Here is a 10,158-nt window from a genome sequence, read left to right on the forward strand (position 1 = left end):
CCGTCCGGCTCCTAATCGAGCCACCCGGACCGGAATTGCGGCACGCCGCAATTCACCCCGGGAAGGGATTCACATCGAGTGAGTGGTCGCCGCCGAAGGCGACAGAAGAGCTGCCCGGTGTCGGGTCGACTCCCTGGCAGCTCGGAGAACAGTACACGACCGTGAGCGGTCCATCAAACAGCCCTAGCCGTTGCCGCCGGAGGCCAGTTCGCGGCTGCGGTCGCGGGCCGCTTCCAGGGCCGCGATGAGCGCGGCCCGTACGCCGTGGCGCTCCAGCTCGCGGATGGCGCTGATCGTGGTGCCCGCCGGGGAGGTGACCGCCTCGCGGAGCTTGACCGGGTGCTCACCGCTGTCGCGGAGCATCACCGAGGCGCCCACGGCCGCCTGGACGATCAGGTCGTGCGCCTTGTCCCGTGGGAGGCCGAGCAGGATGCCCGCGTCGGTCATGGCCTCCACCAGGTAGTAGAAGTACGCCGGGCCCGAGCCGGAGAGCGCCGTGGCGGCGTCCTGCTGGGACTCCGGGACGCGCAGGGTCTTGCCGACCGGCTGGAAGATCTCCTCGGTGCGGACGAGGTGGGCCTCGGCGGCGTGGGTGCCGGCCGAGATGACGGACATGCCCTCGTCCACCAGTACCGGGGTGTTGGGCATGACGCGGACGACCGGAACGCCCTGGACGAGACGTTCCTCGATGAAGGCCGTCGGAATTCCGGCGGCCGCGCTGACGACCAGGCGGTCGGCGGGGACGTGGGGGGCCAGTTCGCCGAGGAGGGCCGCCATGTCCTGCGGTTTGACCGCCAGGATCAGCGTGTCGGCGGTCTTGGCCGCCTCCGCGTTCGTGACGGCGGTGACGCCGTGGCGGGAGCGCAGTTCCTCGGCGCGCTCCGGCCGGCGGGCGGTGACCAGGAGGTCGGACGGGGACCAGCCGGCGCGGATCATGCCCGACAGCAGGGCTTCGCCGATCTTGCCGGTTCCGAGTACGGCGATCTTCTGGGTCATGGGACGGCTCACCTTGTCCGGGTCCGGTACGTGCGTGCTGCGCTGCAATCCTCGCACTCACGGCGACGGTGCCGCCGGTTCGTCCATCTGGCGGTCATGGGGTGCGGCGGCGGAGGGTGGCCGCTCCGAGGAGGAGGACGAGCAGGGCGCTTCCGGCGACGATCGCGATGTCGCGGACGAGGTCGCCGGTGACGTCGGGGCTGCGCAGGACCTCGTTCATGCCGTCCACCGCGTAGGACAGGGGCAGGACGTTCGAGACGGCCTCCAGGACGGGCTGCATGGTGTCGCGCGGCGTGAGCAGGCCGCAGAGCAGGAGCTGCGGGAGGATCAGCGCGGGCATGAACTGGACGGCCTGGAACTCGGTGGCGGCGAATGCGGAGACGAACAGGCCCAGCGCGGTGCCGAGCAGTGCGTCGAGCAGGGCGATGAGCAGCAGCAGCCAGGGTGAGCCCGCGAAGTCCAGGTCCAGGAACCAGATGGTCACCCCGGTGGCCAGGGCCGACTGGGCGACGGCCAGCAGGCCGAAGGCCAGTGCGTAGCCCAGGATCAGGTCGGCCTTGCCCAGTGGCATGGACAGCAGGCGCTCCAGGGTGCCCGAGGTGCGTTCGCGCAGGGTGGCGATGGAGGTGACCAGGAACATCGTGATCATCGGGAAGATGCCGAGCAGCGAGGCTCCGATGCGGTCGAAGAGTTCGCGGTCGTCGGCGTAGACGTAGTACAGCAGGACCGTCAGGAGCACGGGGACGAGCAGCAGCAGCGCGATCGTGCGGGGGTCGTGCGCGAGCTGGCGCAGTACGCGGCGGGCGGTGGCCAGGGTCCGGATCGCGCTCACCGGGTCTCCTCTTCCTCGGTCTTCCCGTCCTCTTCCCGGGCGGTGTCGACCAGGTGGAGGAAGGCGTCTTCGACGGTCCGGGTGCGGGTGCGGGTCCGCAGGGCGTCGGGGGTGCCGTCGGCCAGGAGGCGGCCGGCGCGCATCAGCAGCAGGCGGTCGCAGCGGTCGGCCTCGTCCATGACGTGGGACGAGACGAGCAGGGTGGTGCCGCGTTCGGCCGCGAGGCGGTGGAAGAGGCCCCACAGGTCGCGGCGGAGGACGGGGTCGAGGCCGACGGTGGGTTCGTCGAGGACCAGCAGTTCGGGGGAGCCGAGCAGGGCGACGGCCAGGGAGACCCGGGAGAGCTGTCCGCCGGAGAGGTTGCCGGCGAGGGCGTCGGCGTGGGTGGTGAGGTCGACGTCGGCGAGGGCGCGTTCGACCTGTGCGCGGCGGGCGGCGCGGGGCAGGCCGAGGACGGAGGCGAAGTACTCCAGGTTCTGGCGGGTGGTCAGGTCGGTGTAGACGGAGGCGGCCTGGGTGACGTATCCGACGCGGGAGCGCAGCGGTGCGGCTCCGGCCGGCCGGCCGAGCACGTCGAGGGTGCCGGTGACCTTCGCCTGGGTGCCGGCGATGGCGCGCATCAGGGTGGTCTTGCCGCAGCCGCTGGGGCCCAGCAGGCCGGTGACGGTGGAGCGCGGGACGTCGAAGGAGAGGCCGTCGACGACGGTGCGGCCACCGCGGACGACGGTGAGGCCGTCGGCTCTGACGGCCGGCCCCGCAGCAGAATTCATCATGCGTTGAATATTGCTCCGCGCGGTGCCGGGCGTCAAGCGGGACGGGCCCGGACATGCCGGCGCCCCCCGTCCGGGACGGACGGGGGGCGTTGCGGGCGGTGTCGCGGTGGTGTCGTCGCGGGGCGGGCGCCTCGGCCCGCTTCCCCGGCCTCCTCAGCGCCTGCGGCCGGACCTCCCGGAGCCGCGGCGGGCGGCCGGGTTGCCGCGGCGGGCGGCACGGGCGGCACCGCGGCGCTCGTACCGCGCGACGGCCCGGTCGTACTCGGCGCGCCGCAGCTTCTCGCCGGGGGCCTCGACCAGGCTGCGCGCGGCGTAGGCGAGCAGGACTCCGAGGAAGCCGATCATCTTGACCGGGCGCATCGCCGCGTCGTCGGAGCGGGCCTCGCCGGGCTCGCGGGTGTAGTCGGTGAGGGTGCGGCTGAAGGCCATGGAGCTGGACACGGCCAGGGCCACCACGAGCAGGACGCCGATCACGCCGCCGTCCGCGAAGGTGCTTCCCTCGTACGCCAGCCGCAGTACCCAGGCTCCGGCGGCGGCCAGCAGCAGCGCCCCGAGTCCGAGTGCGATCCGGCGCAGGAGGTAGCCACCGGAGTGGTCCACCCAGGTGGTGCCGTAGAACCGGATCGGCTCGGGCTCGGGGCGCTCCCGCTTCTCGCTCATGGTGTCGATTATGCGGGCGGCCGCCCGGGAGCTGCCGGGGGCGGGGTCAGCCGAGCTTGGTGACGTCCCGCACCGCGCCCTTGTCGGCGCTGGTGGCCATGGCCGCGTAGGCGCGCAGCGCGGCGGAGACCTTGCGGTCGCGCGCCGCCGGCGCGTACCGGCCGCCGAGCGCCTCGCGGCGGGTGGCGAGGGTGGCCTCGTCGACCTTCAGCTCGATGGTGCGGGCGGGGATGTCGATGCTGATCAGGTCGCCGTCCTCGACCAGGGCGATGGTGCCGCCCGCGGCCGCCTCCGGGGAGGCGTGGCCGATGGACAGTCCCGAGGTGCCGCCGGAGAAGCGGCCGTCGGTGATCAGCGCGCACTTGGCGCCCAGGCCCCGGCCCTTGAGGAAGGAGGTCGGGTAGAGCATCTCCTGCATGCCGGGGCCGCCCCTGGGGCCCTCGTAGCGGATGACGACGACGTCGCCCTCCTTGACCTTCTTGCCGAGGATCTTCTCGACGGCCTCCTCCTGCGACTCGCAGACCACGGCCGGGCCGGTGAAGGTCAGGATGGACTCGTCGACGCCGGCGGTCTTCACCACGCAGCCGTCGGCGGCGAGGTTGCCGTGCAGGACGGCCAGTCCGCCGTCCTTGGAGTAGGCGTGCTCCACGTCGCGCACGCAGCCGCCGGCCGCGTCGGTGTCCAGGGACTCCCAGCGCTCGGACTGCGAGAAGGCGCTGGCGGAGCGGACGCAGCCGGGGGCGGCGTGGAACAGTTCGACGGCCTCCGGCGACGGGGAGCCTCCGCGGATGTCCCAGGTCTTGAGCCATTCGGCCAGGGAGTCGGAGTGGACGGTGCGGACGTCCTCGTTGAGCAGGCCCGCGCGGTACAGCTCGCCCAGGATGGCGGGGATGCCGCCGGCCCGGTGGACGTCCTCCATGTAGTACGAGCCGTTGGGCGCGACCTTGGACAGGCACGGCACGCGGCGCGAGATGGCGTCGATGTCGGTCAGCCCGAAGTCCAGCCCGGCCTCCTGGGCGGCGGCGAGCAGGTGCAGGATCGTGTTGGTGGAGCCGCCCATGGCGATGTCCAGGGCCATGGCGTTCTCGAAGGCGGCGCGGGAGCCGATGGCGCGCGGCAGGACGGTGGTGTCGTCCTGCTCGTAGTGGCGCCTGGTGATCTCCACGACCGTGCGGCCGGCGTTCTCGTACAGCGCCCGGCGGGCGGTGTGGGTGGCCAGCACCGAGCCGTTGCCGGGCAGGGAGAGGCCGATGGCCTCGGTGAGGCAGTTCATCGAGTTGGCGGTGAACATGCCCGAGCAGGAGCCGCAGGTGGGGCAGGCGTTCTCCTCGATGAGCGCCATGTCCTCGTCGGAGACGGCGTCGTTGGCGGAGTCGGCGATGGCGCTGATCAGGTCGAGCTTGCGGACCGTGCCGTCGACGAGGGTGGTGCGGCCGGACTCCATCGGCCCACCGGAGACGAAGACCGTGGGGATGTTCAGGCGCATCGCGGCCATCAGCATGCCCGGGGTGATCTTGTCGCAGTTGGAGATGCAGATCAGGGCGTCGGCGCAGTGGGCCTCGACCATGTACTCCACGGAGTCCGCGATCAGGTCGCGGGAGGGCAGGGAGTAGAGCATGCCGCCGTGTCCCATGGCGATGCCGTCGTCCACGGCGATGGTGTTGAACTCGCGCGGGACGCCGCCCGCCTCCTTGATCGCCTCGCTGACGATCCGGCCGACCGGCTGGAGGTGGGTGTGCCCGGGCACGAACTCGGTGAAGCTGTTGGCCACCGCGATGATCGGCTTGCCGAAGTCCTCGCGCGCTACGCCGGCGGCCCGCAGGAGGGCGCGGGCGCCCGCCATGTTGCGGCCGTGGGTGACGGTGCGGGACCTCAGCTGGGGCATGGTGCTCCACTCCTTCGTGAACCGTGGGAAGACCGTCGGGCGCGGTCTTCGGGCCATGGCTGACGAGCGTACGCCTCCCGCTCAAGATCTGGACGAAAAGTCCGGATCGTAAGACATGAGGGGCGCTGGATTCACCCTCCGCGCGAGTGTTCGCCGGCGGGTCCGGCAGGTGCGGCGGGGCCGGTCAGATGGTGCTGGACGGCCGGGGCGAGGCGGGCGACCAGCTCCCCGGGCTCCGCGGAGGCCAGCGGTTCGACCTCCAGGACGTACCGCATGATCGCCGTGCCCACCAATTGCGCGGCGGCCAGCTCCACCCTCAGCTCCCGGTCCGGGGCGTCCAGACGGCGCGCCACCCGGGCCATCAGCTGCCGCGTCACCATGCCGCGCAGGATCCGGGCGGCGGTCTCGTTGCTGAGCGCCGAGCGGACGACGGCCAGCAGGGGCGCGCGGCTGGCCGGGTTCTCCCAGACGCCCAGGAAGAAGCGGACGAGTTCCTCGCCGAGGCCGTCGGGGCCGTGCGGGGCCAGGTGGCCCAGGCCCTCGGCGGCGGGGGCGAAGGAGACCTCGGCGGCGGCCTCGAAGACCTGCTCCTTGGTCCCGAAGTAGTGGTGGACCAGGGCCGGGTCCACCCCGGCGCCGCGGGCGATGGAGCGGATGGACGCCCTGTCGTAGCCGCGTCCGGCGAACTCCGCGCGGGCCGAGGCCAGGATGCGGTCGCGTGCCGCCTCCCCGGCCGCGGCGCGGTCGGCCGAGGCCGGGCGGCCGCGGCGGCGGGCGGGGCGCGGGGCGCCCTCGGCGTCCTTCGCGGGCTGTGCGGGCTGCGCGGCGTCCTTCGCGGGCCGGGCGCCGGCGTCCCGCCCGCTCACGGGCCGGCCTTCCGGGGCACGGAGGCCAGGTGGCGGCGGGTGAAGGCCAGGGCCTCGGCGAGGTCGGCCTCGCGCTCGGCCGACGACATCGCCCGGCGGGTGTTGACCTCGACCACCACGTGCCCGTCGAAGCCGCTCACCGCCAGGTGCTCCAGGACCTCCGCGCACGGCTGGTCGCCGCGCCCGGGGACGAGGTGCTCGTCCTTGGCGGAGCCGGTGCCGTCGGCGATGTGGATGTGCGCCAGGCGGTCGCCCATGCGGTCCACCATCGCCAGTGTGTCGTTGCGGGCGGTGGCGGTGTGGGAGAGGTCGAGGGTGAAGTGGCGGTAGTCGTCCTCGGTCGGGTCCCAGGCGGGGGCGTAGGCGAGCATCTCGCGGTCGCGGTAGCGCCAGGGGTACATGTTCTCGACGGCGAAGCGGACGTCGGTCTCGTCCGCCATCCGCCACACGCCACGGATGAACTCCCGGGCGTAGGAGCGCTGCCAGCGGAACGGCGGGTGCACCACGACCGTGCTCGCGCCCAGCTTCTCGGCGGCCTCGCGGGAGCGCTGGAGCTTGGTCCAGGGGTCCTTGGACCACACGCGCTGGGTGATCAGCAGGCAGGGGGCGTGGACGGCGAGGACCGGGACGCCGTGGAAGTCGGAGAGCCTGCGCAGCGCCTCGACGTCCTGGCTGACCGGATCGGTCCACACCATCACCTCCACCCCGTCGTAACCGAGGCGTGCGGCGATCTCGAAGGCCGTCGCCGTGGTCTCCGGGTAGACGGAGGCCGTGGAGAGGGCGACCTTCGGTGCCGGGAGGGACAGCTCTGGATCGACCACGCACAACAGCCTACGGCGACCGGGAGTGCGTTACGGGGGTCGTCGCGGGGCCCGCGGGCCGGGGTGTGGGGAAGGTCACGGGGTCCCGTTGCCGGACAGGGTGTCCAGCCGGCGCAGGATGACGCCCTCGCGCAGCGCCCAGGGGCAGATCTCCAGCCGCTCCACGCCGAACAGGTCCATGGCCCCCTCCGCCACCAGCGCCCCCGCCAGCAGCTGCCTGGCCCGGCCCTCGGAGACACCGGGGAGGGCTGCGCGTTCGGCGGCCGGCATGGCGGCCAGCTTGGGCACCCACTCCTCCAGCGACGCGCGCACCAGTTCGCGCTGCGCGTAGGGGCCCTCGGCGGAGCGGGGGGCGCCCGCCAGCCGGGCGAGCTGCTTGAAGGTCTTGGAGGTGGCCACCACGTGGTCGGGGGCGCTCAGCCGGCTGAAGTCCCCGACGACCCGGGCGATCTCGTGCCGCACATGGCGGCGCAGCGCACGGACGTCGGCCGGGTCGGGCGGGTCGCCGGGCAGCCAGGAGCCCGTGAGGCGGCCGGCGCCCAGCGGCAGCGAGGCGGCGGCGTCGGGCTGCTCGTCGATGCCGTACGCGATCTCCAGCGAGCCGCCGCCGATGTCCAGGACCAGCAGCCGTCCGGCCGACCAGCCGAACCAGCGGCGGGCGGCGAGGAAGGTCAGCCGGGCCTCGTCCTCGCCGGAGAGCACCTTCAGCTCCACGCCCGTCCCGGCGGCGACCCGCTCCAGCACGTGGTCGGCGTTGGCGGCGTCCCGTACGGCGGAGGTGGCGAACGGCAGCAGGTCCTCCACGCCCTTGTCCTCGGCGACGACCATCGCCTCCCGGACGGTCGCGGTGAGCTTCTCGACGCCCGCCGGGCTTATGGAGCCGTCCTCGTCGAGGAGTTCGGCCAGGCGCAGTTCCGCCTTGTGGGAGTAGGCGGGCAGGGGGCGGGCGCCCCGGTGTGCGTCCACCACCAGCAGGTGAACGGTGTTGGAACCCACGTCGAGGACACCGAGTCTCATGGGGAGCCACGCTACTGCGGCGGGACGGTGGCCCGGAGCCCGGCCCGTGGTGCATACCCTGTGTGCGTGGCGAAGACGAAAACGGCGAAGCCGGGCAAAGAGGCGAACACGGGCGGGGAGCGGCGGCGGGCCGCGGGCGACGAGGTGGAGCTGGACCACGCCCGGGTGTGGGTGGAGTTCCCGGACCCGGCGGACGACGAGCAGGTGTTCCGGTGCGACCTGACCTGGCTGACCTCCCGCTGGGGCTGCATCTTCGGCCAGGGGTGCCAGGGCATCAGCGCGGGGCGCGCGAGCGACGGCTGCTGCACGCTGGGCGCGCACTTCTCGGACGAGGACGACGAGAAGCGCGTGGCGGCGCACGTGGCGCGGCTCACGCCCGAGAGCTGGCAGTTCCACGCGGAGGGCTCCTCCGGGCGCGGCTGGGTCGAGGTGAACGAGGACGGCGAGCGCCAGACCCGGCTGCACCAGGGCGCGTGCATCTTCCTCAACCGCCCCGGTTTCTCCGGCGGCATCGGCTGCGCGCTGCACACGATGGCCCTGAAGGAGGGGCGCGAGCCGCTGGAGACCAAGCCGGACGTGTGCTGGCAGCTGCCGGTCCGGCGGACGTTCGAGTGGGTGGAGCTGCCGGACGGCGAGCAGCGGCTGTACGTGTCGATCGGCGAGTACGACCGCCGCGGCTGGGGACCGGGCGGGCACGACCTGCACTGGTGGTGCACCGGCGCGCCGTCGGCGCACGGGGCCGGCGAGCCGGTGTACGTCTCGTACCGGCCGGAGCTGACGGAGCTGATGGGGCCGGCCGGGTACGCGCGGCTGGCCGAGCTGTGCGAGGAGCGGCTGGCCTCGGAGCTGCCGCTGGTGGCGCCGCACCCGGCGGACGGGCCCGCGGGCGGTCCCGCCGCGGGTGCGGCGGGACCGCCCGCGGGCCGCACCGAGCCGGGGCGCGCGGAGCCGGGGCACACGATGCCGGGGTGAACCCCGGCCGACGCGGCCGCTAGTCCGGCCGGCCCCCCGGGGGCGGCGAGGACTCCGCCGGCGGTGTGTCCGACGGCGGCTCGGGGGTCGGTTCGGGCGCGGGCGGCTCGGACGGCCCGGGCTCCGGCTCCGGGGGCTCGGAGGGGCGCGGCCGGGCGGGCGCCTCGGCGCCGTGCCCCTGGAGGGTGATCACCGCCTTCGCCGGGGCGACCGAGATCCGCGCGGTCCACGCGCCCGCCGGCTCCCGCGACCGGTCCACGGTGACGGTGAAGGCTGCCGACTCGCCGGGCCGCAGCGTCCCGTGCGTACGGTCCAGCCGCAGCCAGGAGGCGTCCACCGAGGCCGTCCAGTCGACCGGGGAGCCGCCGGAGGCGACGAGGGTGACGAGGGTGGCGTCCCCGGACGGCTGGGCCTCGACCGTCAGCCGGCCCGGCCCCGTGCCGGTGTCCCCGCGCGGCGGGCCCTCCTCGTCCGCCCCGTCCGGGCCTTCCGTGCCGGAGGACGGGGCGCCCCGCCCTTCCCCGCCGTCCGCGCCGGCCACGTCGACGCGGACGCCGGATCCGTCGCGGGAGGAGCCGGCGCCCCCCGCCCGGCTCCCGTCGCCCCGGGGGCCGCCGTACGCACTGCCCGGGTCCTGCCGCTCGGAGGCCGAGACGGGCGCGCCGCCCGGGCCGCCGTCCGCCAGCGGCGCGCCGCGGTACGCGGCCCACAGCGCCAGCAGCGGGGCGGCCACGACGGTGGCGACGACCGTGGTGGTCACCGCGCGGCTGCGCAGCCGGTCGAAGCGCTCGGCGCGGTCCCGGACGGTGACGGGGAAACCTCGCCGGTCGAAGCGCGGGGTGTGCTGGACCCGCGCGCGCTGCGCGGCGAGCATCGCGGCGTGCACGTCCGCCCGCGGGGCGGGCAGCACGGTGAGCGCGCCGACGTCCGCGGGGGCGGTGCCCGGCCACGGGCCGCCCGCCAGCACCCGTTCGGCGGTACGGCGGCACTCGGGGCACTCGTCCACGTGCCGCACCAGCTCCCGGCGCAGGGCGCTGCCCAGCAGCACCTCCCGGTCCCCGGCGAGCCGGGCGACGGCCGGACAGCCGCCCCGGTCGACGACGGCGAGCGCGGTGCGGGTGCGCTCCACCTCGCAGGCGGCGCTGGACAGCAGCAGCTCGGTGCCGTCGTGGTCCGTGCCGAGGACGGCTGCGACCTCGTGGACCGGCAGGTGATGGCGTACGGCCAGCTCCAGGGCCTCGCGCTGCTCGGGGCCGGTGCCGGCGGCCTCCGGCCAGGCGAGCGCGGCCAGCTCGCGGCGGCGCGCGGTGGCCAGGGGGCCGGGGAGCTCCGGGGG

At 74.4% G+C, this 10,158-nt stretch carries 10 protein-coding genes; 1 reads left to right on the top strand and 9 read right to left on the bottom strand.

The annotated features are described in order from the left end of the window. Positions 1 to 183 precede the first annotated feature (183 nt). The 8 genes from proC to L7D48_RS20055 all read right to left on the bottom strand — a co-directional run bounded on the left by proC (position 184) and on the right by L7D48_RS20055 (position 7,850). Entirely contained in the window at positions 184 to 996 is an 813-nt protein-coding gene (gene proC / locus L7D48_RS20020; protein WP_237880984.1) for a pyrroline-5-carboxylate reductase, read from the bottom strand. 94 nt (positions 997 to 1,090) lie between these two features. Then, on the bottom strand, positions 1,091 to 1,828 hold the full coding sequence (locus L7D48_RS20025) for an ABC transporter permease (RefSeq protein ID WP_237880986.1): 738 nt from the start codon (positions 1,826 to 1,828) through the stop codon (positions 1,091 to 1,093). Further along, the gene (locus L7D48_RS20030) at positions 1,825 to 2,601 is read right to left on the bottom strand and encodes an ABC transporter ATP-binding protein (protein ID WP_237880988.1); all 777 of its coding nucleotides are present in this window, start codon (positions 2,599 to 2,601) and stop codon (positions 1,825 to 1,827) included. The genes L7D48_RS20025 and L7D48_RS20030 overlap by 4 nt, the downstream gene beginning before the upstream one ends. A 153-nt stretch (positions 2,602 to 2,754) precedes the next feature. Next, on the bottom strand, positions 2,755 to 3,261 hold the full coding sequence (locus L7D48_RS20035) for a hypothetical protein (protein WP_237880990.1): 507 nt from the start codon (positions 3,259 to 3,261) through the stop codon (positions 2,755 to 2,757). 46 nt (positions 3,262 to 3,307) lie between these two features. Continuing rightward, positions 3,308 to 5,146 carry a dihydroxy-acid dehydratase gene (ilvD, locus tag L7D48_RS20040; RefSeq protein ID WP_237880992.1) on the bottom strand — a complete coding sequence of 613 codons (1,839 nt, stop codon included), beginning with the start codon at positions 5,144 to 5,146 and terminating at the stop codon, positions 3,308 to 3,310. A gap of 131 nt (positions 5,147 to 5,277) precedes the next feature. After that, on the bottom strand, positions 5,278 to 6,012 hold the full coding sequence (locus L7D48_RS20045) for a TetR family transcriptional regulator (protein WP_237880994.1): 735 nt from the start codon (positions 6,010 to 6,012) through the stop codon (positions 5,278 to 5,280). Further along, complete coding sequence (locus L7D48_RS20050; RefSeq protein WP_237880996.1) at positions 6,009 to 6,833, bottom strand: sugar phosphate isomerase/epimerase; 825 nt, start codon at positions 6,831 to 6,833, stop codon at positions 6,009 to 6,011. Before L7D48_RS20050 ends, L7D48_RS20045 begins: the two co-directional genes overlap by 4 nt. Positions 6,834 to 6,908: 75 nt before the next feature. After that, positions 6,909 to 7,850 (bottom strand): Ppx/GppA phosphatase family protein, encoded by a 942-nt coding sequence (locus L7D48_RS20055; RefSeq protein WP_237880998.1) that lies wholly within the window; start codon positions 7,848 to 7,850, stop codon positions 6,909 to 6,911. 66 nt (positions 7,851 to 7,916) lie between these two features. Here L7D48_RS20055 and L7D48_RS20060 point away from each other — a divergent pair, with 66 nt between their 5' ends. After that, positions 7,917 to 8,822, top strand: a complete 906-nt coding sequence (locus L7D48_RS20060) for a hypothetical protein (RefSeq protein WP_237881000.1) — start codon at positions 7,917 to 7,919, stop codon at positions 8,820 to 8,822. A gap of 19 nt (positions 8,823 to 8,841) precedes the next feature. On the opposite strand, the gene L7D48_RS20065 is transcribed toward L7D48_RS20060, so the two are convergent. Next, positions 8,842 to 10,158 (bottom strand): sigma-70 family RNA polymerase sigma factor (locus L7D48_RS20065; RefSeq protein ID WP_237881002.1); only part of this gene is annotated, 1,317 nt, incomplete at its 5' end.

The organism is Streptomyces sp. ICN903 (genome assembly GCF_022015835.1).
Classification (GTDB): Bacteria; Actinomycetota; Actinomycetes; order Streptomycetales; family Streptomycetaceae; genus Streptomyces; species Streptomyces fenghuangensis.